At 37.8% G+C, this 26,309-nt stretch carries 23 protein-coding genes and 1 other RNA gene; 12 read left to right on the top strand and 12 right to left on the bottom strand.

Going from position 1 to position 26,309, the window contains the following annotated elements; all coding sequences use genetic code 11:
- Nucleotides 1-104 precede the first annotated feature (104 nt).
- Nucleotides 105-2,837: a putative LPS assembly protein LptD gene (locus JIV24_RS05720; RefSeq protein WP_234445718.1), complete on the top strand. Its 2,733-nt coding sequence runs from the start codon at nt 105-107 to the stop codon at nt 2,835-2,837.
- A 34-nt stretch (nt 2,838-2,871) separates the two neighbouring features.
- Nucleotides 2,872-3,249, top strand: a complete 378-nt coding sequence (locus tag JIV24_RS05715; RefSeq protein ID WP_200464056.1) for a RidA family protein — start codon at nt 2,872-2,874, stop codon at nt 3,247-3,249.
- A 210-nt stretch (nt 3,250-3,459) separates the two neighbouring features.
- Here JIV24_RS05715 and rplI read toward each other — a convergent pair whose 3' ends face one another.
- From rplI to JIV24_RS05685, 6 genes are all read right to left on the bottom strand, one after another.
- Nucleotides 3,460-3,903, bottom strand: coding sequence for a 50S ribosomal protein L9 (gene rplI / locus JIV24_RS05710; protein ID WP_200464055.1), 444 nt, complete (start codon nt 3,901-3,903; stop codon nt 3,460-3,462).
- Between the two features lie 18 nt (nt 3,904-3,921).
- On the bottom strand, nt 3,922-4,191 hold the full coding sequence (rpsR, locus tag JIV24_RS05705) for a 30S ribosomal protein S18 (protein ID WP_143302667.1): 270 nt from the start codon (nt 4,189-4,191) through the stop codon (nt 3,922-3,924).
- Nucleotides 4,192-4,194: 3 nt separating this feature from the next.
- Nucleotides 4,195-4,542 carry a 30S ribosomal protein S6 gene (gene rpsF / locus JIV24_RS05700; RefSeq protein ID WP_200464054.1) on the bottom strand — a complete coding sequence of 116 codons (348 nt, stop codon included), beginning with the start codon at nt 4,540-4,542 and terminating at the stop codon, nt 4,195-4,197.
- A 157-nt stretch (nt 4,543-4,699) separates the two neighbouring features.
- On the bottom strand, nt 4,700-5,692 hold the full coding sequence (locus JIV24_RS05695) for a dihydroorotate dehydrogenase-like protein (RefSeq protein ID WP_200464053.1): 993 nt from the start codon (nt 5,690-5,692) through the stop codon (nt 4,700-4,702).
- 10 nt (nt 5,693-5,702) lie between these two features.
- Nucleotides 5,703-7,187: an NADPH-dependent glutamate synthase gene (gene gltA, locus JIV24_RS05690; RefSeq protein WP_200464052.1), complete on the bottom strand. Its 1,485-nt coding sequence runs from the start codon at nt 7,185-7,187 to the stop codon at nt 5,703-5,705.
- Nucleotides 7,188-7,193: 6 nt separating this feature from the next.
- Nucleotides 7,194-8,024, bottom strand: a complete 831-nt coding sequence (locus JIV24_RS05685) for a sulfide/dihydroorotate dehydrogenase-like FAD/NAD-binding protein (protein WP_200464051.1) — start codon at nt 8,022-8,024, stop codon at nt 7,194-7,196.
- A 269-nt stretch (nt 8,025-8,293) separates the two neighbouring features.
- Between JIV24_RS05685 and rd the strand changes: the two genes are divergently transcribed.
- The 3 genes from rd (at nt 8,294) to JIV24_RS05670 (ending at nt 10,966) form a co-directional block, all read left to right on the top strand.
- A complete protein-coding gene (gene rd, locus JIV24_RS22760) occupies nt 8,294-8,998 on the top strand; it encodes a rubredoxin (RefSeq protein WP_317193945.1) in 705 nt (234 codons plus the stop codon).
- Between the two features lie 126 nt (nt 8,999-9,124).
- Nucleotides 9,125-9,709, top strand: a complete 585-nt coding sequence (gene rbr, locus JIV24_RS05675; RefSeq protein ID WP_289048038.1) for a rubrerythrin — start codon at nt 9,125-9,127, stop codon at nt 9,707-9,709.
- Between the two features lie 108 nt (nt 9,710-9,817).
- Nucleotides 9,818-10,966, top strand: a complete 1,149-nt coding sequence (locus JIV24_RS05670; protein ID WP_200464049.1) for a pyridoxal phosphate-dependent aminotransferase — start codon at nt 9,818-9,820, stop codon at nt 10,964-10,966.
- A 64-nt stretch (nt 10,967-11,030) separates the two neighbouring features.
- On the opposite strand, the gene JIV24_RS05665 is transcribed toward JIV24_RS05670, so the two are convergent.
- Nucleotides 11,031-11,495, bottom strand: a complete 465-nt coding sequence (locus tag JIV24_RS05665; RefSeq protein ID WP_200464048.1) for a MaoC family dehydratase — start codon at nt 11,493-11,495, stop codon at nt 11,031-11,033.
- Nucleotides 11,496-11,882: 387 nt separating this feature from the next.
- Between JIV24_RS05665 and JIV24_RS05660 the strand changes: the two genes are divergently transcribed.
- The 3 genes from JIV24_RS05660 to trhA all read left to right on the top strand — a co-directional run bounded on the left by JIV24_RS05660 (nt 11,883) and on the right by trhA (nt 17,162).
- The gene (locus JIV24_RS05660; RefSeq protein ID WP_200464047.1) at nt 11,883-14,309 is read left to right on the top strand and encodes a glycoside hydrolase family 31 protein; all 2,427 of its coding nucleotides are present in this window, start codon (nt 11,883-11,885) and stop codon (nt 14,307-14,309) included.
- Nucleotides 14,310-14,331: 22 nt separating this feature from the next.
- Complete coding sequence (locus JIV24_RS05655; RefSeq protein ID WP_200464046.1) at nt 14,332-16,188, top strand: alpha-amylase family protein; 1,857 nt, start codon at nt 14,332-14,334, stop codon at nt 16,186-16,188.
- 281 nt (nt 16,189-16,469) lie between these two features.
- A complete protein-coding gene (trhA, locus tag JIV24_RS05650) occupies nt 16,470-17,162 on the top strand; it encodes a PAQR family membrane homeostasis protein TrhA (protein WP_234445717.1) in 693 nt (230 codons plus the stop codon).
- Nucleotides 17,163-17,167: 5 nt separating this feature from the next.
- Here trhA and JIV24_RS05645 read toward each other — a convergent pair whose 3' ends face one another.
- Genes JIV24_RS05645 through folP form a run of 3 tightly spaced genes read right to left on the bottom strand, consistent with a single transcriptional unit; the run spans nt 17,168 to nt 19,723 of the window.
- Nucleotides 17,168-18,055 carry a TIGR01777 family oxidoreductase gene (locus JIV24_RS05645; protein WP_200464045.1) on the bottom strand — a complete coding sequence of 296 codons (888 nt, stop codon included), beginning with the start codon at nt 18,053-18,055 and terminating at the stop codon, nt 17,168-17,170.
- A gap of 35 nt (nt 18,056-18,090) precedes the next feature.
- Nucleotides 18,091-18,858, bottom strand: coding sequence for a diadenylate cyclase CdaA (gene cdaA, locus JIV24_RS05640; protein WP_200464044.1), 768 nt, complete (start codon nt 18,856-18,858; stop codon nt 18,091-18,093).
- 7 nt (nt 18,859-18,865) lie between these two features.
- Nucleotides 18,866-19,723: a dihydropteroate synthase gene (folP, locus tag JIV24_RS05635; protein ID WP_234445716.1), complete on the bottom strand. Its 858-nt coding sequence runs from the start codon at nt 19,721-19,723 to the stop codon at nt 18,866-18,868.
- Nucleotides 19,724-20,135: 412 nt separating this feature from the next.
- Between folP and mdh the strand changes: the two genes are divergently transcribed.
- The 4 genes from mdh to JIV24_RS05615 all read left to right on the top strand — a co-directional run bounded on the left by mdh (nt 20,136) and on the right by JIV24_RS05615 (nt 23,990).
- On the top strand, nt 20,136-21,065 hold the full coding sequence (mdh, locus tag JIV24_RS05630) for a malate dehydrogenase (RefSeq protein WP_200464043.1): 930 nt from the start codon (nt 20,136-20,138) through the stop codon (nt 21,063-21,065).
- Between the two features lie 205 nt (nt 21,066-21,270).
- Entirely contained in the window at nt 21,271-22,104 is an 834-nt protein-coding gene (locus tag JIV24_RS05625; RefSeq protein WP_200464042.1) for a hypothetical protein, read from the top strand.
- A gap of 145 nt (nt 22,105-22,249) precedes the next feature.
- Nucleotides 22,250-22,650, top strand: a transfer-messenger RNA (tmRNA) gene (gene ssrA, locus JIV24_RS05620).
- Between the two features lie 143 nt (nt 22,651-22,793).
- Nucleotides 22,794-23,990 carry a site-specific integrase gene (locus JIV24_RS05615; RefSeq protein WP_200464041.1) on the top strand — a complete coding sequence of 399 codons (1,197 nt, stop codon included), beginning with the start codon at nt 22,794-22,796 and terminating at the stop codon, nt 23,988-23,990.
- Nucleotides 23,991-24,147: 157 nt separating this feature from the next.
- Here JIV24_RS05615 and JIV24_RS05610 read toward each other — a convergent pair whose 3' ends face one another.
- Nucleotides 24,148-24,351 carry a hypothetical protein gene (locus tag JIV24_RS05610; protein ID WP_200464040.1) on the bottom strand — a complete coding sequence of 68 codons (204 nt, stop codon included), beginning with the start codon at nt 24,349-24,351 and terminating at the stop codon, nt 24,148-24,150.
- Nucleotides 24,352-24,475: 124 nt separating this feature from the next.
- Nucleotides 24,476-25,996, bottom strand: coding sequence for an IS1182 family transposase (locus JIV24_RS05605; RefSeq protein WP_200464039.1), 1,521 nt, complete (start codon nt 25,994-25,996; stop codon nt 24,476-24,478).
- Nucleotides 25,997-26,309 lie beyond the last annotated feature (313 nt).

Genomic DNA, 26,309 nt, shown 5'->3' with positions numbered 1-26,309 from the left:
ATTATACACACTTAAAAAAACAGGGAATCCGCATATTTTACAGGATGAGCCTGCATGTGCGTAATTTTTAATTATTTTTGTGAACGCTTGAAAAAAATACCACTTTGACACTAATTAGAACTAAAGTATATAAGACGCTCAGACTAACAGCATTAACTTTTGCATTAATGAGCCTCTCTCAACTCTCTACAATTGCATTGGGTCAAGAAACACCAATACAAGCAATTGACAGTCAAGAAATACAAGAACCCGACAGTACTAAAACCCCATCTGGTTCATTTATTATTGATGCTGAGGTACAATACAAAGCCACTGACTCCATTGACTTCGATTTGGCAACCCAAAAAACATATTTGTATGGAAATGCTGAAGTAAGTTATCAGGAAGTTTTACTAAAAGCACATACAATTGTACTTGATATGGATAGCAGCACGGCTCTAGCCTATGGTACGGTTGACTCTGTTGGAAATGAAACCGGGCTGCCCGTTTTCACCGATCCGAGCGGTGAATACACGATGCGCCGCATGAAATACAATTTCAAGACAGAAAAAGCAATAATCGAACACATCGTTACTGAACAAGGTGAAGGTTTTGTTGTGGGTAGTAAAGCAAAAAAAATTGAGGATAACTCATATTGCATGAAAAATGCCAAATACACAACCTGCGATCACCACGATCACCCTCACTTCTATCTTAATTTAACTAAAGCAAAAGTAATACCTGGCAAAAAAACAATTACCGGCCCTGCTTACCTTGTAGTTGAAGATGTAAAACTACCAATAGTTGTGCCTTTTGCCATGATACCAACAACTAGCTCTTACAGTTCTGGATTTCTATTCCCCTCGTATCGCGATGAACAAGAACGGGGATTTGGTTTAACTGATGGTGGTTATTATTGGGCGGCAAGCGATTATTTTGACTTCATGGTTAAAGGTGATATTTTCACCAATGGTTCATGGGCTATCAGAACAGGTTCAAATTACAAAGTCAGATATAAATACAGTGGGCGCTTTAACTTCCAATATATCACCAATATATTCAGTGAAAAAGATTTACCTGACTATAGAAAAACCAAGGATATGGCCATTAACTGGACCCATCGACAAGATGCCAAGGCCAATCCCTACCAAACCTTCTCAGCTAGTGTTAATTTTTCGACCAGCTCATTTGATCAAAACAACATTAACAACCTTTATAATCCTGCCAATAACGATATCTCGACCAATACTAAACGCTCAAGTATTTCCTATGGCAAACGGTGGGCTGGCAAGCCTTACAATTTCTCAGCTAACCTATTACACTCACAAAATAGCAGAGATACAACCATTGACTTAACCTTGCCTGATTTGACATTTACGGTTAATCGTTTTTATCCGTTTAAGAAAAAGGATAAAGTTGGCACTAAAGAAAATATGCTTGAAAAAATCAGTGTTTCGTATACTGGTAACATGAAAAATTACGTACACGCCAAGGAATCGGAACTGGGAGTAGATGGCGATAGCTTTATTACACAATGGAAGAACGGAGCTAAGCATAGTATTCCGGTCGCAATGAACCTGAAATTTCTAAAGCACTTTACAGTCACCCCATCGTTTAATTACACTGAAAGATGGTACCTAAGTAAAGTTGAACAAGGATACGACGAAGAAACTAACTCAGTTGTCAACACCGATACAATCACGGGATTTAACCGAGTTTATGACTACAGCTTAAGCGCTGGAACATCTACTAAAATATATACATTCTTCACACCCTGGAGGAAACTTTTTGGCAATAAGGTGGATAAAATTCGACACGTTGCAACACCTTCTGTTTCGATGTCTTATCGTCCTGATTTCAGCGATCCCAGCTATGGCTATTACGATTGGTTTGAATATTACGATGAAGAAAGAGATGAAATTGTAAGACACGATTATTCATACTATCAAAACTCTCTATATGGCACCCCTGGAAGTGGCAAATCAGGCTCGATGAGCGTAAGTTTAGGCAACACCCTCGAAATGAAAGTTAAAAGCGATAAAGACACCACAGGGTTCAAAAAGTTAAAAATTCTGGAAAGCTTAAACTTTAGCACGAGCCACAACTTTCTGGCTGATTCTTTGAAATGGCAACCCGTTAACATGACAGGTAGAACTAAATTATTTGGCACTAATGTTAATTTTGGTGCTCGATTTGACCCTTATGCTATTGACACGACAAGTACAGGACAACCGATTCGCGTAAATGAGTCAGTGTTATCACAACAAGGGAAGTTACTTCGATTAGAGAGTGCCAACCTAAGTTTTGGTCTAAACTTTGGGTCCGATACTTTTAAAAAGAAAGATAAAAAGAACACCACCACAGATCCAAACGATATTGAAGACGACCCCAATGCTTTGCCTCCAGATCCATTAAACAATCAAGAATTTGACCCACAGGCAGCATTCAAAGGCAGCAATGCCAGCTTTGTGGAAGGAGATGATGGTTATGCCAAGTTTGAAATCCCCTGGAATATTTCGCTGAATTATTCATTCCGCCTGAGTAAAGGCACATTCAATAAAAGTAAAATGGATTACGACTTTAAGGTTACTTCTGATATAAACCTTAATGGAAACGTTTCCCTCACTCCAAAGTGGCGGATTAATTTTTCTTCAGGTTATAGCTTCGACCTTAATGAAATTGCCCACACGAATATCGGAATTAGCAGAGATCTACACTGCTGGAGTATGAACTTCAACCTGGTTCCCGTGGGAAGATATAAGTCGTATTTCTTTACAATTCGGGTTAATTCGAGCATGCTGCAAGATCTTAAATACGAAAAGCGCAACCACCCTCGCGACAATGGTAACTTCTATTAAGAATACATGATTAATCCTTAAATAACTAAGTAAAATGAAAAAAGTAATTTCAACAACTAAAGCTCCTGGTGCTATCGGCCCATACAGCCAGGCTATTGAAGTAAATGGTACATTATACATTTCAGGTCAGGTACCTGTTGATCCTGCAACTGGTAAAGTAGTAGAAGGCGGTGTAAAAGAACAAACCGAGCAGGTAATGAAAAACATTGCTGCTATTTTAGATGAGGCTGGTTATACCTTTGCCGATGTGGTTAAATCAACTTGCTTACTAAGTGATATGAGCAACTTTGCAACTATGAATGAAATATACGGTTCGTATTACAAAGAGAACCCTCCGGCACGTGCAGCATTTGCAGTAAAAGAATTACCATTGAGTGTATTGGTAGAAATTGAAACGATTGCAGTAAAGTAATCTGTTTTCAATAATAATATCAGGCGGATGACCATTATGGTTATCCGCTTTTTTTTTTGCACTTACATCAACAACGCGCTCTAAAGCAAATTACCAATATAAGTGATGAAAAGTGTAACATTTGGGTACTAAAAAAACCACCATGTCCCCATGGTGGTTTATGTCTGTTTGAAAAATGTTTTTATAATCTATCCGAGATTAATAAAATTGTTATTCGGCAACCACCTCAATTGAGATGTCAACCTTAACTTCACGGTGTAATTTTACAGTTGCATTGAAAGTACCCAATTCTTTAGCATCTTCTTTCATAGAAATGTTCTTACGCTCTACGCTGAACCCTTCTTTTGTTAATGCCTCTGCAATTTGGATAGTGTTTACTGAACCGAAAATCTTACCAGTTGATGAAGCCTTAGCACCGATAGTAAATGACTTACCTTCAAGTGTCTTAGCGACTTCAAGAGCTTCATTCTTGATTTTCTCTTCTTTATGAGCTCTCTGACGCAAGTTTTCTGCGTGTACTTTCTTGGCACCTGGAGTTGCTAATATAGCAAGTCCTTGTGGGATTAAATAGTTACGTCCGTAACCATTCTTAACCTTCACAATATCATTCTTATGGCCAAGATTCTGAATATCTTCTCTTAAAATAATTTCCATCGTAAATCCTCCTTTTTCTTATTTCATCAAATCGGTTACGTATGGCAACAAGGCCAAGTGACGTGCACGCTTCACTGCTTGCGAAACTTTTCTTTGATACTTCAAAGATGTACCTGTTAGACGGCGAGGTAAAATTTTACCTTGCTCGTTTAAGAATTTCTTTAAGAACTCAGGATCTTTGTAATCGATATACTTGATCTTGTTCTTTTTGAAACGACAGTACTTCTTCTTCTTAATTTCAACTGAAGGAGGAGTTAAATACCTGATTTCTGATTGATTCTGTGCCATGGTCTAGTTCTCCTTTTTTTCTTTTTTAGTTGCTCTTCTTTTCTCTGCATACGCCATTGCGTATTTGTCTAATCTAAACGATAAGAAACGTAGAACACGCTCATCACGACGGAAAGCGGTTTCGAACTTTGTAATAAAGTCACCATTAGCTTCGAATTCGAACAACTGGTAAAATCCTGTTGACTTCTTTTGAATTGGGTAAGCAAGCTTACGAAGTCCCCAATTTTCTTCATTTACCATTTTTCCTCCGGCCTCAACAATCAAACCTTTGAATTTGTCGACCGCTTCCTTCATCTGAACATCAGACAAAACGGGAGTTAAAATGAAAACGGTTTCATAACGATTTAACATATCTTCTTAATTTTAGAAGGTTTAAATAATCAGGGCGCAAAGATAGAAATAAAATAAGAAGAAACAAAGCAGTAAATTAGTGATTTAGTTAAAAGGCAAAAGACAGAAGTATGTTTCATATACCTTCTGCCTTCAAACCATCTATTCTATTGCTATTTTAATGCTTATGTCCGGAAAAATAACGCATAAACTGAACGCGTTCAAACACCTCCGGATTAGTTGCTTTCCCTTGACATAAACGACCTTTAAACTCATTAATAGAATTCACATTACGACGCTCCATCCAAGCTTCTAATTCCTTTAGCATAGCTCCAATCACCTCTGGCCCTTCTTTGTATATTGCCGATACCACTTCCGCAGATGCAGCACCTGCCAAAAGCATTTTAACCAACGTACGATAGTCATGAATACCACCTGAAGCCACAATGTCACAACCTGCCAGGTTCGAAGAAATTGAAACCCATCGTAAGGTATTAGCATAATCATCAGCTCCCGAATACACTTTACCAGTTATAACCTGATCATTTTCAATATCGTAATCAACCGACGTAAAACGATTAAAAAGAATTAAGCCACTAACACCGCTATGCGACAATCGATTAATGACATTACCAAGATTGGTAAAATAAGGTGCTAATTTGATTCCAACCGGAATGGACAAACGCTCTTTTACTTTCCGAACTATATCGAAATATACTTTCTCGATTTCAGAGGCCTCATCATTAATACCAAACGGTAACTTGAAAATATTTAGTTCGATTGCATCTGCCCCGGCATCTTCAATTTTGTTGGCAAATGACACCCACTCACTGTAACTACTACAATTGATGCTTGCAATAATTGGAATATCAACCGCCTCCTTCGCTTCGCGAATTAACGATACGTAATTTTCCAACACTTCGTTTTTTACCTGATAATCGTAATAATCGTAAAATTCCAGATTATTTTCATCCATGCCTAATTGCTGACCTACAGTCTGCTCAGCTTCGGCTTTAATTTCCTCTTCAAAAACGGACTTCAGCACAATTGCTGCAGCTCCTGCATTGGCCAACTTTTTAATACCACCAATGGTTGATGCTAAACCTGAGCTACCAACAACGATGGGATTCTTAATGGATAATCCAAGATATGTAGTTTTTAAATCTTTCATGATTAAGGGTTTAAGCATTTAGTTTATCCTGTAAATAGTTATGCATCGCAGCTGCGGCATTGCGCCCATCTCCCATTGCCAATATCACTGTAGCTCCACCGCGAACGATATCTCCTCCGGCAAACATTTCCGGAATAGACGTTTGTAGCTTCTCTTCATCCACAACAATGGTTCCCCAACGCGTGGTCTCTAACTGAGGCAACGAACTTGGTATAAGAGGATTAGGCGACACACCGACACTTACAACAACTGTATCCACTTCAATATCATATTCTGAACCTTCGATCACAACCGGACGACGACGACCAGATGCATCTGGCTCACCCAACTCCATTTTTTGAACACGCATTTTGTTAACACGGCCGTTTTCATCAGCAAAGTACTCAACCGGATTAGTCAGATTTAAAAACTCGATTCCTTCTTCCTGCGCGTGCTTTACTTCCTCAACACGTGCCGGCATCTCCTCCATCGAACGACGATATACAATCATGGCGCGTTTTGCTCCTAAACGCTTGGCTGTACGAACTGAATCCATAGCTGTATTACCTCCACCGATAACCGCTACATTTTTACCACTAATAACCGGAGTATCCGTCTTTGGATTAGCAGCATCCATCAGGTTAACACGCGTTAAATACTCATTGGAGCTTAAAATGCCAATATAGTTCTCACCCGGAATATTCATAAAACGAGGTAATCCTGCCCCACTACCTGTGAAGAATGCTTCGAAACCTTCCTCTTTTAAATCTTCAATGGTTGCGGTTCTACCAACAATAAAGTTATTTTCGAACTTAACTCCCATTTTTGTGAGGCTATTGATTTCAACATCAACAATACTGTTAGGTAATCGAAACTCAGGAATACCATATTTTAAAACACCACCGATTTCATGCAGAGCTTCAAAAACGGTTACATCATATCCTTGTTTGGCCATATCGCCTGCAAAGGTTAAGCCAGCTGGCCCACTGCCAATAACGGCTATTTTAACCCCATTTCCCTTAGCAACTTCGGGCACTGAAATCTGACCCGACTCACGCTCATAGTCAGCCGCAAAACGCTCTAAATGCCCAATAGCTACAGGCTCTTTCTTCATCTTAAGCTGATAGAAACATTTAGCTTCACATTGCTTCTCTTGTGGACAAACACGACCACACACAGCTGGCAAGGCACTTGTTTGTTTCAACACTTGAGCAGCTTTTAAGTAATCGCCCTGCTCAATACGCTTGATAAATTTTGGAATATTAATTTCTACCGGACAGCCTGTGATACATGTCGGATCAGGGCAGTCTAAACAGCGCTTGGCCTCATTTACTGCTTCCTCTTCACTTAATCCGGTATTAACTTCAATGTTTGATAAAATACGCTCATTAGCATCAACCTCGCCCATGTGAACACGAGTGAGTGCTGTACGTTCTTTATTTTTAAGCAGTTTACGAATATCTACTCGCCATGCCTGCTCTCTTTCTTCTTTTAAAAACTCTTTTGTAACAGCCATAACTATTTATTTGTCTTTTGATTTAAGATATTCTTGTTCTGCTCCCTTTTCAATTTCTTTATAACCATTAAGGCGAAGAAGCATTTCATCAAAATCAACCTGATGGGCATCAAACTCAGGACCATCAACACAAACAAACTTAGTTTTACCACCAACTGTTATACGACATGCGCCGCACATACCCGTGCCATCAACCATGATGGTATTTAAACTGGCAACCGTAGGTACATTATATTCTTTTGTAGTTAAAGAGGCAAATTTCATCATAATGGCTGGTCCGATTACTACCGCCTCATCCACTTGTTCGCGCTCCATCACCTCTTTCATTCCGTCTGTAACTAATCCTTTTTTACCGTAAGAACCATCATCGGTCATTACAATCACCTCATCTGAGTATTTGGCTATTTGCTCTTCGAGAATAATTAGATCCTTGTTACGAGCAGCTAAAATGGTTACTACTTTATTTCCAGCCTTCTTTAGTGCCTCTACAATAGGTAACAAAGGAGCAACTCCAACTCCGCCACCACATGCCAGCACAGTACCTACCTTTTCGATATGTGTAGCCTCTCCCAAAGGTCCAACCAAATCGGTTAAAACATCACCAACCTCTAGTTCTGTAATCCGACGAGATGATACACCAACACGTTGAATTACCAATGTGATGGTTCCTTTTTCAGGATTAGAAGCAGCAATGGTCAGAGGAATCCTCTCTCCTGTTTCACCAACTTTTACAATCACAAAATGACCGGCCCGACGGGCTTTTGCAATACGGGGAGCTTCAATTTCCAGACGAACCACATTCTCCGAAAAAAACTCCTTTTCAATAATTCTGTTCATTATAACAAACAATTACTTAGTTATAGTACCCAAGACCCAAAGGTAATCAGAGTTCATATAAACTCTAGCATTTTTTAGAATTTCCAAAGGTAAATATACCTATCGAATAATACTCAAATAATGACTTTAGTTACCCCTTAGCAATTTACACCAATTCTAAATTAGCGTTTTACCTCCTCATCAAGCATAATAGTGTTTGCATTGATTTTCATACTAAAGTACTTATCACTAAATTGGTTTGAGACATTATACAAACTAAATTTACCCCTATGAATATTGAAGCATTCTTTAAGCTCACCTACGGCTTATATATTATTGCAACAAAAAATGGAAATAAACTAAACGGCTATATAGCCAATACAGCATTTCAAGTTACTGCCGATCCACCCCAAATTGCAATAAGCTGCAGTAAAGACAATTACACCTGTAAATTGATTCAATCCAGTCAAATCTTTTCCATATCCATCTTAAATCAAAACGCCAAATCCGAAACCATTGGTTTATTTGGATATAAATCTGGTAAAGAAATTAATAAGTTTGAAGATATTGAATACATTACCGCCACAACTGGCTCTCCTGTTGTTACTGAAGATACTATTGCCTGGTTTGATTGCAAAGTAAATAAGATGGTAGATGTTGGTTCCCATATCTTATTTATTGCTGGCATTGTTGATAATGACATACTTTTCAAAAATGAAAAACCACTCACTTACGCCTATTATCATGAAATAAAAAAAGGATTAGCTCCTAAAAACGCACCTACTTATATTGATGAAGCCAAATTTAAATCAACAGATAATAAAACTCAAAGCACTCTGCAGAAATATAAATGTTTGGCTTGTGGCTACATATACGATCCTGAAGTTGGCGATCCGGAAAACAACATACCGCCAGGAACTGCTTTTGATGATTTACCTGACGATTGGACCTGCCCAACATGTGGCTCACCGAAAGAAATGTTTGAGCCAATTTAATAAGACCCGTTGGTATTTAGAAGCGACCTAAATTAGGGACTATTGGAAATTAAATAGGATGAAAAAAATTATGATATCTTATATTTGCTTAGTCCAACCCAGACATTAATAATTATTAATCCTTAGATGAACAAAATGGAAAGCTTAAAAGGAACGCAAACGGAGAAGAACTTACTTAAAGCATTTGCTGGCGAATCGCAAGCACGTAATCGCTATACGTATTTTGCAAAACAAGCTAAAAAAGAAGGCCTAGAACAAATTTCTGCCATCTTTTTAGAAACTGCTGAACAAGAAAAAGAACACGCAAAACGTTTCTTTAAATTTTTGGAAGGTGGAATGGTAGAAATTACAGCTACTTATCCTGCCGGAATTATTGGTGATACAAAAGAAAACCTGAAAGCTGCTGCAGATGGCGAAAACGAAGAATGGACTGAATTATATCCTGAATTTGCTAGAATTGCAGAAGAAGAAGGTTTCAAAGAAGTTGCTGTTGCTTTTAAAATGATTGCTAAGGTAGAAGCTCATCACGAAGCCAGATATCGTAAGTTATATGATAACCTGGCAGAAGGCAAGGTATTTGAAAAAGATGGTAAAGTAACATGGATGTGTCGCAATTGTGGTTTTATTCACGAAGGAACAAAGGCCCCTAAGACTTGTCCGGCCTGCTTACATTCACAAGCATATTTTGAAATTAACGAACCCAATTACTAGACCGCAGAGTCAAGTATTGGCATCCGGAGGGCACTTTTAAAGTTGCCCTCTTTTTTTTGTCTAAAAGAAAGCCTGTACTTTTGCAGCTTCAAATAAAAGCATAAAATTATGAGCATCGATGAGCGATTAGCCAATACCAACTTTCCCCTACCCGCTATCCGCGAAGTGAATTTATCAAAACATCCAAGTGGCATTAGCTTGGGCTTAGGCGAATTAAAAAACTTTCGGGTAGATAAAAAGATATTTGAATCATTGCAAAACAACTGGAGTAATGGAGGAACATCTTATACTCAAAATGCTGGTTTGCCGGGGCTCAGAAAAGCCATTGCTCAAAAACAACATGAACAAGATGGCTTTGATTATGATGAAACCAATGTGGTTGTAACCATTGGAGTTCAGAATGCGATTTATACCTCCATCCGAACTCTTCAGAAGCTTGGAGCCAAACGTGTTCTCATTCCATCCATTCATTTTGGTATTTATAAGAAGATTCCGGCTGATTTTGGACTTGAAGTTCTTTGTTATCCGCTTAATGATGATTTCAGTATCAACCTTCAAGCTTTAGAGGAACTGATTTTACCTGATGACATTATTATCCTAAACTCACCATCGAACCCAACTGGAAAGGTGTTCACAAGCGATGAATTAAAATCACTGGCAAAGCTTCTTGAACAAAAACTTACAGAAGGCTATGTTATTTCGGATGAAATATATGGTGCATTAGTGTATGAGGGAACAGCATTTGAGTCTTTTTCAAAATACTTTGAACGTACCATTACCGCTGATGGCGTTTCTAAAAGTGGTGCTGTAGCCGGGCTTCGTGTTGGTTGGTTAGTTACCCGCAATCAACAATTGGCCAAGGCGCTTACTTCCAACAATGCTACTATAATTAGCACACCTCCAACAGTCAATCAATTTGCTGCCTTACCGATTGTTAAAGGAGAAACCAATGCTACAATTCAAGATTACAATCAGGTTTTGAAGAACAATCGCGATAAAGTTGAAAGTTTTCTTAAAGGTATGGACATACCTTTCAATAGCCCAAGAGGTAGTTTTTATATCTTTCCTAAGCTGAGTTCAATAGTGGGAGAAGACACTAAAGACTTCTGTCTTGAAACAGCCTCAAAAGAAAATGGTGTTGTAGTCATTCCGGGAATAGCTTTTGGCGCTAAGGAGCATATTCGCATTTCATTAGCTACAGATGAAATGGACGAAGCTCTTAACAGACTAGAAGAAGCAATCAATCAATACTCTTAACAACATACTTCAATAAAAAAAAGGTGCCCAGGAGCACCTTTTTTGTTTATTTTCGTTCTACTGATTAAGCATTAAAGTGATAAAGGAATACTATCTCTCCTTCGTAAGCAGGCTTTCTGCTTCCTTCAATCTCTAATTTGATACCAATATTAGCACGGCAAACACCACGTAAATTTACCGCATTGTTTACTTTGGCATGCAAGCGTACTTTATTATTAACCAATACTGGTGCATTAAATTTCAACTTTTCGATACCGTAGTTAACCTGCATTTTAAGGTTTTGCACATCTACAATCTGATTCCACAGGTGTGGCAAAATTGAAAGTGTTAAATAACCGTGTGCAATTGTACTTCCAAAAGGTCCTTCTTTGGCCTTTTCAACATCGGTATGAATCCACTGGTGATCTAAAGTGGCATCAGCAAAAAGGTTAATTTGCTCTTGAGTAAATTCATGATAATCAGAAATTCCAAGGTCACTACCTATTAATTTTTCTAATTCGTCAAAACTCTTAATAACTACTTTACTCATCGTATATGTTTTAATAATTTGTTTAAATAATTGGGGCGCTAAGATAAAACAATTCACTAAATATGCCTACTTTGAAAAAACCAATCATCTTCAGGTAAGAAATACAACTTTACAACTACGTTCGAAAACGTTTGCAAATAGCTTATTACAAAAATATTCATCTACATTTTTGTCTACTATCCAATTTAAACTTTCCACATAAGTAACTACAACACTCTGACAATCTTCCTATAACACCGAAACGCAAAATCGCTATTAACTATTGTCAACGAGCTAATTTCCTCACTAACAATTGTTAATAAAGACTCCTTATTTGTATCTTGCTTTATTGAATTTATAAGCTTTTTAGTGCCAATTACGACATTATTAAAACAAAAATAAATCGGTATGACTATCAGATTATCAAGCCTGTTACTTCCAATATACTTATTATTCAGTCTTTCAATCTCAGCTCAAAACAAAGAACGTGAGTTTGTATCGGCCAACCTTAACAATAATATACTCACGCTTAATGTTTCTGATGGTAAAATAATAATCACTCCATATTCCGATGTTAATCTTGAAATTCATTTCATTGAAGATTCGACTGCCACTCCATTTCCTTCCAATGCTATCATTGATGAACCTTATCTGGATAAAATCACCTACTTAAACGATGAGCACCAAATACACTTTGCCACAACCAAAATATCTGCTGTCATTAATAAAAAGCCTTTTAAAATTTGTTACTATCGATTGGGCGAATTCCTGTTTTCAGAAGAACAAGGTTACTTTTCCAACGATAGTATTAGTGGCTTTCGGTTTAACCTGAATAAAACAGAACACCTATTCGGAGCTGGTGAGCGGGCGCTTGGGATGAATCGCCGAGGGCACCGATTACAGCTATACAACCGGGCCTCATATGGCTATGAAACACATGCTGAATTAATGTATTACTCCATGCCTTTGGTTATCTCGTCGGAGAAATACATGCTTGGCTTTGACAATGGTGCCAGCGGATGGCTCGATTTAGGAAAAACAGAAGAAGACATCCTGCAATTCGAAACCATTGGTGGGCGTCAAAGTTATTTTGTAGTCATATCAGATACCTGGCAGGGACTTGTAGCCAACTTCACTGAGTTAACCGGACGTCAGCCAATGTTACCTCGTTGGTCGCTTGGAAATATCTCATCTCGCATGGGCTATCATTCGCAAGAAGAATTAGAATCTGTAATTGACAAATACATTGAAGATGAAATACCTTTAGACGGTATTGTGCTTGATCTCTACTGGTTTGGTCCCGACGTTACCGGCCACATGGGTAACCTTGAATGGCATCGCGATTCATTTCCTGAACCAGAATTAATGCTGAGACGAAATAAAGAAAAAGGTGTTAAAACTGTTTTAATCACCGAACCATTCATTTTAAAGAATAGTGGAAAATATGCTGAATGTGCGGCACAAAATTTATTGGGAACTAAGGCTGATGGAAGTCCTTATATCTTCGATTTCTTTTTTGGAACCACTGCATTACTAGATATCTTTAAGCCCGAAGCACAGGATTGGTTTTGGACTATTTATAAAAAGCATACCTTTAGTGGTGTTGATGGCTGGTGGGGCGATTTAGGCGAACCCGAAGTACATCCGGATGATTTACTACACGTCAATGGTCGTGCTGATGAAGTGCATAATTTATATGGCCACGAATGGGCCAAAGTGCTGCACGAAGGTTATAGAAATGATTTCCCCGAAACTCGACCTGTTATTCTCATGCGTTCTGGTTTCATTGGTTCGCAACGCTATGGTCTTGTGCCATGGTCGGGTGATGTCAACCGCTCATGGGGTGGATTACAATCGCAAATCGAAATTTCACTTCAAATGGGCATGCAGGGACATGGTTACATGCATTCCGATTTAGGTGGTTTCGCAGGTGATTATCGGGACGATGAACTCTATACCCGCTGGTTGCAATACGGCATTTTTCAACCCATATTTAGAACTCATGCACAGGAAGATGTACCTCCTGAACCTATTTTTTGGCCCGATAGCACAAAAAATATTGTTCGAGAATATATCAACCTTCGCTACCAATTAATGCCTTATAATTATACCATAATGCATCAAAATGCAATTCTTGGCCTCCCAATGATGCGTCCGCTTTTTTACATGGACGAAAACCCCGAGTTATTAGATGAAACTAAAACATACTTGTGGGGCGATGACATTTTGGTATCACCGGCAGTTGAAAAAGGAGTTACATCACAAAAGGTATATCTGCCAGCCCATCATATTTGGTATAATTATTTTACGGGCGAAAAACATTATGGTGGTCAATATGTTGATGTGCCCGTTGATATTAAAACCATCCCTGTATTTATCAAAGCTGGTGCATTTATTCCTATGGTGCCTAAATTTATGAATGCCGAAGAATATTCATCTAAACAACTGACTTTACACTATTACCATGATGATGCTGTTCATAATGGTCATGGATATATGTATGAAGATGATGGAAAAACCAAAGACAGCCATTTAAAACAACAATCAGAAACAATACTATTTGATTGTATCAACAGAGGTTATCTAACCTTTAAGTTAACACCACTACGATATCAATATGAAGGCATGCCTCAAGAGCGTGAAATAGAAATAGTAGTGCATAACTTTCATCGTAAAACCAAGCACATTAAAATTGATGATAAAGAATATAAAATTGGTGGTTCATTACGTCGATTAAACAAACTTGATGAAGGCGCTGCTTATAAGTCTAAAACAGGCAAGCTGCACATCAAAACAAAATTGAGCAATAATATCCTCACCATTATTACAGAGTAAAAACAAATACAACATGACATATATGAAGAAATTATTATCATTCGCACTTATGCTTGCCTTACTTTGGGCCTGTCAGCAGCCAAAGCAGGAACAAGTTGCATTACAAACAGAACAAAAAGCTGTTGTTTACCAGGTTTTCACCCGCTTATTTGGCAATACTAATACCAACAACAAAACCTGGGCCACCATTGAAGAAAATGGCGTTGGAAAATTCAATGACTTCACCGATAAAGCCTTAATCGAACTGAAAGACCTTGGTGTAACTCACATGTGGTACACAGGTGTTCCTCACCATGCTGTTATCAATAATTATACGGCCTATGGTATTTCAAATGATGATCCGGATGCAGTAAAAGGGCGTGCCGGATCTCCGTACGCTGTTAAAGATTATTACCAGGTAAATCCTGACTTGGCAGATGATCCTGATAAGCGCCTTGATGAGTTTAAAGCACTTATTGAACGTACCCATAAACATGGCATGAAGGTACTGATCGATATTGTACCAAACCATGTAGCACGTCACTATGAAGGAAAGAACAACCCAGAAGGCGTTTTGGATTTTGGCGCTACTGACGATACGAGTGTTGAATATGCTGCTAATAACAACTTCTATTACATCCCGGGTGAGACATTTAAAGTACCAGCTGCTGAGAATAACTACCAACCATTGGGTGGCGAGAAGCATCCGTTATCTGATGGACAATTTGATGAAAATCCGGCAAAATGGACGGGCAATGGTTCGCGACTTGCACAACCTGGCTTCCACGACTGGTACGAAACCGTAAAAATTAATTACGGCGTTCGTCCTGATGGAACCTTCGATTTCCCTTTTTTACCTGAGGATTATGACCAAATGGATGAAAAAGCGCATTTTGATTTCTGGCAAGATAAACAAGTGCCTGATTCGTGGATTAAATTTCGTGATATTGCTTTGTATTGGACCAAACTTGGTGTAGACGGTTTTCGTTTTGATATGGCAGAAATGGTACCGGTTGAATTTTGGAGTTTCATGAATTCATCCATCAAAAATGCCAATCCTGATGCTTTTCTTTTGGCAGAAGTATACAACCCATCCTTGTATCGCGATTATATCCATAAAGGAAAGATGGACTACCTCTATGACAAAGTAGAACTCTACGATACACTAAAGCACATTATGCAAGGACATGGCTTGACAGACAATTTACCAGCCATCCAGGAAGGTTTAAAAGATATTGAGCACCACATGCTGCATTTCCTTGAAAACCATGATGAGCAACGCATTGCCAGTCCAGAATTTGTAGGAGATGCCGATAAAGGCATGCCAGCCATGGTCGTTTCTACATGCATTAGCACCGCTCCTACCATGCTTTATTTTGGGCAAGAAGTTGGTGAACCAGGTGCCGAAGATGCTGGTTTTGGCAGTAACAGTCGCACCAGTATTTTTGATTACATCGGTGTTCCACATCATCAGCGTTGGATGAATAACGGTGCCTTTGACGGAGGCCAGTTATCTGACGATGAAAAAGCCTTAAGAGATTTCTATAAACGATTACTTACTTTTTCAACTAAAAGCACTGCTTTAATGGGTGAATATGAAGAAATTCACAGTTTCAATCGTGCAAATACAGAAGGATATGGCGATAAGGTTTTCAGCTTTGTGAGATGGAGTGGCGATGAAAAGTTGATAATTACATCTAGCTTTAAGCCAGCAGATGCTGAAGCTTTTTCCTTGAAAGTTCCGGCTGAAATAATTAAAAAATGGGGACTAAAAGATGGTTCGTACCAGCTGACAGATGTACTGTATGGTTCAAATAACACCTTAAAAATCAATAATGGAGTTGGTTCGATTAAAATGAGCCTGCAACCTTTAGAATCTTTTATCTACCAACTACAGTAAATCAAGCTTTATAATAAAAATTGATAATAGGCTTTTACTCACCGAAGTAAAAGCCTATTTTATTTCTCCCAGGGTTTAAGCAGACACTATTCAGGGTTTAACCCAAGACTTCCCAGGGTTTAACCGAAGGACACCCAAGGTTTAACCGAAGGACACCCAGGGTTTAAGCCTACAGCTTCTTTGGTTTAACCCTGAAGTCTACAAGGCTAAGGGAAACTTCTTAAAAGGCAAAGGGGTAGATAAAACAAACTTTTCTTAAGAAGTTTGAACTATCGTTTCAAATGAAAACAATTGATTTTTTGACTATTTTCATCATTTATTCAACTATTTTTGAAATAAAAATGCAGCATAAAACCACAACTTACAGCCCGCTTGAAGAGAAGATAAACATATATAGTCACTTGACAGGAATTGTAGCAGGCATTATATCGCTAATTTTACTACTTGTAAAAGCGAACAGTCCTTTACACTTTACTATCTACGCTATTTATGGAGTTTGTATTATTACCCTTTTTACGGCATCCACCCTTTACCATTCAGAGAAAGACCCAAATCGTCGACGCAAACTTAAAGTATTTGATCATTGTGCTATTTATTTAATGATTGCCGGCTCTTACCTTCCGTTTATTGTATTGGGCATTGCAACACCTTTTGCTTATTTGGTGATGGCAGGTGTTTGGGGTCTGGCAATTGCTGGTATTATATTAAAACTTTTTTTTACAGGGCGATTCCGACTGTTATCAACGATTAGCTATGTAGCACTTGGCTGGGTAGTGATTATTGCAAGTAAATCATTGCTCGATGCCCTCTCTAAAGAAGCGCTAACCTGGCTGGCTATTGGCGGTGTTTTTTATACTGTTGGCGCTATCTTATATCAAATTAAACGCATACCTTTTAACCATGCCATCTTCCATGTGTTCGTAGTAGCTGGTGCTTATTCGCATTATCATGCAGTATATTGGTACATCAATTAGAGCACTTAATAGCACAAATCGTCAAGTACTGATTCAATATCAGGAAAGGCAAAATGAAAACCATCTTTTTCGAGTCTTTTAGGTTTCACTTTCTGTCCAGTCAGTAATAACTCAGCTCCTTCGCCATAAAGCAAGCGAAGTGCTGCCTTGGGCACTGCTGGCAGAAGTGACTTACGCGTCCTTTTCTGCAGAGCTTCTGTTATTTCAAGGTTAGAAATCATTTGAGGTGCTACAAAGTTGTATATACCGTGTGATGCTTTTCGCTGAATGAGATACCAAAAGGCGCTCAATACATCATTAATGTGGATATATGGAAATACCTGATGTCCATCCCCTAACTTTGAGCCAAGACCAAGTTTGAAAGGTTTTATCATTCGAGGAAATGCACCTCCTTCATTACCCAGTACCACACCCAACCGGACAATACATAAGCGAACATTATCTAAAGACTGTGCCCGATATGCTCTTGCTTCCCATTGTTGGCATACATCGGCTAAAAAATCATTGCTATAATTCGTCGAAAACTCATCGTGAACCTCATAACTATCATAAATCCCGACAGCCGAAGTGGAGATAAAAACATCGGGTTTGGTTGTCATTTCATGTATCGCTTCCACGAGGCGTTCTGTAGTATCGATGCGACTATTTAATATTTCGTGTTTATAAGCCTTGGTCCATTTTTTGGCAGCCACAGGTGCTCCTGCGAGATTAATAATGACAGAACATCCATTTAGTAATTTATTTAGCTGTCCAACGCGTTTTGATGTAAAATGATGGCGTTTTAGACGAATGACATCAAAACCATTACTTTCTAAAAAACTACTTAATGCTGTACCAATAAAACCTGTTGCTCCACTAATAGCAACTTTATATTTTGTGAGCCTTTGCGGCATATCATTTTCTACTTTATTAGTTTAAAACTCATATGTCAGGATTTGTTCAAAAATTCTTGTAACTCTTCATCTGTTACCCCCATCTCCATTTGCCCTTTACTAAAAAAGGAAATTCGCCCGGTTTCTTCAGACACTACAATGGCATGTGCATCGGTTGATTCGGTAATGCCCATGGCAGCTCTATGCCTTAAACCAACACGTTTAGGTAAAGCTGTATTTTGAGAAACAGGTAGAATACATCCTGCTGCCTTTATTTTATTTCCGGTAATAATAACAGCTCCATCATGCAATGGGCTATTTTTAAAGAAAATATTCTCTATTAATTGGGTTGAAATAACGCCATTTATAAGTTCGCCCGTTTGTACATAATCCAGTAATTCTGAATTTTTAGTGATTACAATCAGGGCTCCAGTCTTCGTTTTAGCAAGTGATACACAAGCTCGCACAACAGGTTTATTATAAATCGACATCATTCCTTTGGATTCTGATACAAAGACCTTATCCATTGAGAATCGATTGGTCACATTATATCTCGAACCCAATAACAACAAAAAACGTCTGATTTCTTGCTGAAAAACAACAATAAAAGCAATTACTCCAACACTCACCACCTTATCCATTATACTGGTAGATAGCTGCATATTAAAGATGTTAATAATGAACCAGAAAAGTCCAAAGGCAGCAATCCCTATCATAATATTAAGCGCCACTGTACCTTTGATAAGCTTATAAATGCGAAACATCAGGTAAGCTACCAAAACAATGTCGACTAAATCGATAAAGCGTATATCCAGAAATGTCATTTAGTAATCAGGCTTTTTTAAGTTGACGCACTAAATTAATACATTCTACGGCTTCTTTGACATCATGCACCCTTAAAATGTTGGCCCCGTTTAATAAAGCCACGGTATTTAAAGCAGTAGTTCCGTTTAAAGCATCCTGAGGCAACACATCAAGCAACTTGTATATCATTGACTTACGCGACACCCCAACCAACAATGGAAGCCCTAATAATTCGAACTGTCTTAATTCGTTTAAAAGTTGATAATTATGCTCTAAGGTCTTTCCAAAACCAAAGCCTGGGTCCAAAATAATGTCTTTCGCCCCAAAGCTTGCCAGTTTCTTCACTTGCTGCGCAAAAAAGAGGCTGATATCACCAATCAAATCCTTATAGTTTGGATTAAGTTGCATATTTTGAGGAGTGCCCTGCATGTGCATCATAATATACGGAACGCCTAACTCACCTATAGTTTTAAACATAGCATCATCCATGGTGCCGCCCGATATGTCATTAATCATATCAACACCAAAATCACCAACTACTAATTGACTTACTGATGATCTAAAAGTATCAACTGACAGAATCGCTTCAGGAAAACTTTTACGTATCCAGGATAAAGCCTCAGTCAGGCGCTTAACTTCTTCCTTTTCATCAATATGGATAGCTCCAGGCCTTGATGAGTAGGCCCCAATATCAATTATTTCACCACCCTCGGCCAATATTTGTTCACATCGTTTTTCAATATCGTGCTGTAATTGATACTTGCCACCATCAAAAAAAGAATCGGGTGTTATATTTAAAATGCCCATTACCAATGGACTGCTCAAACTCTTTAACTCGCCTTTTAGATTGATTATATGTTCTTTTACACTACTATTCATCGACATTTACAAATATATTTAAACATGATGAGCCTCTAATTGTTAATTGTTTTACAAAGCTAATACAAATTATCAGCTCTGTTCCAGACAATAGAATTTATAGGTTGAGTAATCAACTTTTCGTGAAATTAGGTAATGGTCAGGTTTATTAACATTTAAAGCCAAAATCTTTAAATAGAGAATTTTTTCATTAAATAAAAATATTCACATACAACTATATATCAAAATATTATAAGCACGGCATCATTTGCAAACAAACGTTAAAGAGCTAATTTATCAAGGTGTCGCTAAATAAAGTTTTATATTTGCGTGTGCAAAAAATTAAACACTTTATTGAGTAAATGTTAAGCTATACTAAGCCGCACAATATCTGGATTTAAGGAAAATATTATATAACACTAAATTAATACCTATTATTATGAAAGTAACGGTAGTTGGAGCAGGTAATGTTGGTGCAACCTGTGCTGATGTTCTCGCATATAGAGAAATTGCTAACGAAGTAGTACTAGTTGACATCAAAGAAGGCGTTGCAGAAGGAAAAGCGCTTGACATTTGGCAAAAAGCTCCGATTAACTTGTATGATACAAGAACTGTTGGTTCGACCAATGACTATGAAAAAACAGCTGACTCAGATGTTGTTGTTATCACATCTGGTCTTCCTCGTAAACCAGGAATGACTCGTGATGACTTAATCTCAACTAATGCCGGCATTGTTAAATCTGTAACAGAACAGGTGGTTAAGCATTCACCCGAAGCAATTATCATTATTGTATCCAACCCATTGGATGTAATGACATATCAGGCACATTTAACGTCTAAATTCCAACGCACAAAAGTAATGGGTATGGCTGGTATTCTGGATACAGCTCGTTACCGTGCCTTCCTTGCTGAGGAATTAAATGTATCACCAAAAGATATCCAAGCTGTATTGATGGGTGGACATGGAGATACTATGGTGCCACTTCCACGCTACACAACAGTTGCAGGAATACCGGTTACTGAACTAATTGACAGCGAAAAACTAGATGCTATTATCGAACGCACCAAGTTTGGTGGTGGTGAGCTGGTTAAACTAATGGGTACTTCAGCTTGGTATGCACCAGGTTCGGCAGCAGCACAAATGGTTGAAGCCATTGTAAGAGACCAAAAACGAGTATTTCCGGTTTGTATCAAATTAGATGGTGAATATGGTATCAATGATTGTTACCTTGGAGTTCCTGTAATTTTAGGCAAAAACGGTGTTGAGAAAGTAATTGAGCTTGACTTGAATGCTGCAGAAAAAGAACTACTTGAAACAAGTCGTAAACATGTACTTGAAGTAATGAGTGTACTTGAAAAGAATGCTTAATAAAGAGCAAATTCATAGATAAACATCATGAAAATCCTGTCGATTATTGGCAGGATTTTTTATTTGTTCGATTTCGAACATTGGCTTGTTGCAATATCGTTCAAAAAAAGAAGTCCCAAAACCCCAAACAAGCATCTTATCCACTATATATGTGACACTTACAAATCATGGCACATAATCTGATATACCATTGACGTAACAAACAATGGAGGAATTAGAGATGAAAACTACAGTTAACCATAGCCACAAGAACTCAGTAATAAACTACCTGTTTTTTGGTATTGCAGCAAGCATATTTACTTTGAGTATTTATTTCTCATATTTTCAACAAGAAGAGAAAGTAACATTTTACAAAGACATGTCTTACATGGTAAACTCACGATTAACCAAGCATGTTTCTACAGCTCCTATTACCGAAACGTATTCAGTAAATCTTAAAGAAATGATGACAAGTGATGCTGAATCTCCTATCGTTATTGAACCATGGATGACAGAATCATATGCCGCAACAACTGCACCTGCTAAAACCTATTCAATACCTACAGGATACACCGAGCAAGCTATTGCTGTTGAGGACTGGATGACTGATATCAATAGCTGGACAATAGCTTCAGCTAATAGTGATTTTTCTGAAGAAACACTTGCTATTGAAAGTTGGATGTTGAATACCGAAGAATGGGCTGTATTATCACCAACAAGTCCTTACGCCAGCAATGAATTTGTTGAGGAACAGCTTTATCTTGAAGATTGGATGCTAAGCTTGGCGAGCTATTCAATTATCGAACAAAGCACCGAATTTGAAGAAGAAACCATAGCCATTGAAAGCTGGATGTTAAACACTCAAGAGTGGGAGGTTTTAAATCAAGGTAGCGCATATGTTGCTAACGAATTTGCCAGTGAACAATTACACATTGAAGAATGGATGCTTAGCTTAAGCAGTTGGTCAGCAATTTTTAACGATACTGATTTTACTGAAACTCCTTTAGCAATTGAGAACTGGATGCTTGATTCATCAGAATGGTTAGCAGTCGCTAAATAAGAAATAAAATAAAAATCCTCCATTGGAGCCATGCTGTAAAGCATGGCTTTTTTATGGTCTTATAATTATTAATACGGCACTCTTTCTATTAATAAATGCCTGACCATACACATATTTTATTATTTTTGCAGTCGCATTTCTTTAAGGGGCTGACGTGGATTTGACAGCTTGGCAAAGTGATGTGTAAGCATGTCGAGCGTCGTGATGCTGGCTCGTTAATCCCGGATCTCAAACATTTTAATTGGCGAAAATAATTTTGCTCTTGCTGCTTAATCGAATCATAGTAGATTAGCTTTATTTCGGCACTAGGTGCTGAAACGAGACATCTCGCGAATGCTAACGTTTTGAGGCGGTTCGCATTAGAGATGCTGGAAAATCAGAACTAGGAAAAGGTAAGCCTTGGATCTTTTCCGAAACTTAAAAGGATAAGGTAATAATCGGTGGCTTTGATCCAGTTATTATTCGAAAATTAAGTCTTAGCTAAGCATGTAGAAAGCGCAAAGCTTCCTTGTCTGGACCGGGGTTCGATCCCCCGCAGCTCCACCAAAAAGTGAAATGATTTGAAATATGAAACTTCAAATCATTTCATTTTCAACTATTTAGACGAATTCTATTAAACTAATTGAATGTCTAAATCTCAACTTATTTCCAGATTTGTTTGACAATTGTTTTACAAAAAAGGAAATAATATGAATGCAAGTTCAAAATTAGTTTTAAGAAAATCGTACTCCAAAACAGATGGTTCTCATCCGATTTATTTAAGAATTACCATCAACAGACAGTCTAAATACTTTTCACTGGGTATTTATTGCTTAAATGACGACTGGCTTGAAAAAAAGGAAAGAATTCGTTCTACCGTTAAAGATAGTAGCATTAATAATTTGAAGCTGGTTGATGCAATAACGAAGGCCAAGAAAATCAATAATGATTTTATCAGGTTTAACAAGCCGCCAACCTTCACTGAATTCACAAATAAGTTTCGTGGCAATTTCTCAAAGGATAGTTTCTTTGCATTTGCAAACTTGTACATTGATAAACATGATGATATATCTGCAAATACCAAACGAACTTACAAAAGTCAACTAACCAAACTTGATAATTATAAAAATATCAAAACCCTAAAGCTATCAGAAGTGAACAATCTTGACTTTATTCAAGGTTACAAAAACTATATGCACACGAAACTTGGCAATAAAACAAATACAATCACCAAATCATTAGGTTTTATAAAAGCTGTTTTGAATGACGCCATTAGGAATGACTTATTAGATACCAATGTCTTTAAAAAGATTAAATTACATAAGGTGCCAGGTAAAAGAGAGTATTTAACTTCATATGAAGTAGAATTACTTGAAAAATATTACAACTCATCAAATATACCTAAAGGAGAAAAAAATGTACTTCAGTATTTCTTATTTAGCTGTTATACCGGATTACGATTTATGGATGTTAAACTATTAACCCCCAATCACATTATATCCAATTCAATTCTTTCAAATGAAGATGGTGGTGTTGATGACTGGAAAACTGTCGAGAAACAAATGCATAAAACTAAAATTGATGTTGTTATACCTCTAACAAAAAAAGCTTTAACATACCTACCTAAATATGTAGCCAACACTAGAAAGCCGATATTTAGAGTTATAACAAATCAGAATACCAATAAAATACTCCGAAAATCAATCACAAAATGTAAAATAAACAAAGCAAGTAACATTAGTTTTCATTGTGCCAGACATTCTTTTGCAACCAACACTTTACATAAAGGAGTAGCACTTAAATATGTAAGTAAAATGCTTGGACACACTGAAATTAAGACTACAGAGCTCTATACTAAACCCAATAAGCATTACTTAATCGATGCAATGAGAAAATTGGACCAGTAGTAGCTTTTTGATGGTACTTTTCTGTACTTTGGTACTGACATCATATAACTCGCTTATTTATTGACGATCTATTAAGTACAGAAAAAGTACTTTTCATTCTAATTAGTACAATTCTAAACTGTCCGATTTTCAGGGAAGGCTACATTTTCAGGGAAGGCTACAGTCGGTCTTTATAGTTTCTAATTCTATCTGGGATTTTTTCAATAGGAATATTTCCACCAGTCATTTCAATAGCTGTGTAAAATCCATTGTACTTCTCTAAGTCCGTCCTGAAATTGATGCTTTGAGCTTTAGTTTCAGTTATTGGTGTCAATAAAAAGCCTATTGTCACAAAAATATACGTTATCAATCTATTCATCATTTATGAGGTATTGTAGTATCTAATGCAAGCCAACGGGAGTTTGTGTAATAAACCCATTTATATTGGATAAAAGGTAACAATTAGGTTGTATTTGTCCTATATGGGGCGTTATGTTGGCGCTTTTTCATGACAATTGAACTTCTAAACTTTGAAATTTCAGAGCCTCAAATAGGCTTAAAATTGCTCTAACTTGATAATTTAATTTTGATGCATGCTTTTTCAGCATATCAATTAACTTTTTTGCACCAATGATGTTGATACTTCGACTAAGGTTATAGCTGATAAACAATAACCCCACTTCACCTAACACTTTCTCTTTACCTCTAAGAAGTGTGTGGGTAAAGCCCCATTGTCGTTTAAATGTACCAAACATGTGTTCGGTTATTTGTTGACGCTGTCGATAGTATTCAGGGTTATTATTGACTCGTTGATTGTTTAGTTCGACGTCATAAGCATATTGACTGCGGTCAATGTTACGCCCATTAACTTTGCTTTGAGTACAGAGCTGTCTGGAATCACAAGTTTTACAATCCTTGGTAGTATAGCGTTTAAAGAGTGTATCACTCTTTTTTCTTCGTCGGTTTTCTGAGCGTTTGTGCCATTTGCCATTACTTAGCATCTTGCTGCCACAAGGACATGTATAGTAGTCATGTTCTGTATTGTAAATAAATGCCGAAATCGGATAAAGACCTGTGTCTTTTGTAGAGGGCTCTTTTGGAGAAACAAAACTGGTAATATTATGGGTATGGCACTGATGCAGCTGCTCACCTGTATGGTAACCTTTATCAGCCAATACACTAAGTTCTTCTACCTGTAATAATTCTTTAGAAGCTATCGCCATAGGTGCCAAGGCATGGGTGTCATTAACGTCTCCTGTACCAAATTCAACCATCAATTTGTGTTTGGCTCCCGATGAAGCCTGGATGTTATAGCCTACTCGCACCGAGTTGCGCTGAAAGACAACTGATTTGGCATCCGGATCGGTGGTCGATATCTGGTCTTCACCTCTCTCATCCAATTGGTTCTTTATTTGCTCATACTTGACTTTCTTATCTTGGCGCTCTTTTATCTTGCTGGTTAAAGCCTCTTTCTCTTCTGCTTTTTCTGCCTGTTCCAATTGCACCTCATACTCAGCTATCTTATTATCGATGTATTCGATGTGTTGTTTCAGCTTCTTTTCATTGAAATTGTTCTTTAAGGAGTTGTCTCCCCGTATTTTAAATGAGTCAATGGCGATGGTTTCTCCATCTATCAGTTTCCATTCTTTTAGCAGGCAAACAAAACGACGAAAAACTTCTCTGAATGCTTTGGGGTGATTCTTCCTAAAATCGGCTATTGTCTTATACTTGGGCCGTAAGCCCGATAATAGCCACATGGCCTCAATGTTTGTCTGTGCTTCACGTTCTAATCGTCGTGAAGTGCGAATACCGTAACGGTACCCATATAAATAGAGCTTCATTAATGCACCAGGATGATAGGGCGGGCGACCTTCTTCTTTACATTCGACATGGTTAAATCCAAAGCTCTTTAGGTCTATTGCATCGACAAAAGCGTCAACTACCCTGACAAAGGCATCCGGGGCAATTGCTCCTTCCAGGCTAAACATGAACATTTGATTGCGATCTTCTCCTTGCTGATGAACCATAGCTCTCCGTATTTGATTCACTTTCAAGATAATAAATCATAGAATCAACATCTAAGTATCTGATGTGTAGTTATCAACAATTAAAGGGAGTTTTTGCACAGTCTGACGTTCTGCTGCATAAAGCGAAAGGAGGATTAACCTTTATTCCTTTCTTATTTAGCAACTCCAAACCGCTAATTAGGAAAATAAATATCAATATATAAGTCTTCTCTTTCATCAATTACAGGTAACGTTGGCTAGTCGAGTAGGCAAAGGGAATTTCACCCTAAGCCTCTCACAGAACCGTGCTTGATAGTCTCCCATCACACGGCTC

This window comes from Carboxylicivirga marina, from assembly GCF_016612505.1.
GTDB lineage: Bacteria > Bacteroidota > Bacteroidia > Bacteroidales > Marinilabiliaceae > Carboxylicivirga > Carboxylicivirga marina.
This window is presented reverse-complemented; position numbering and strand designations above follow the sequence as displayed.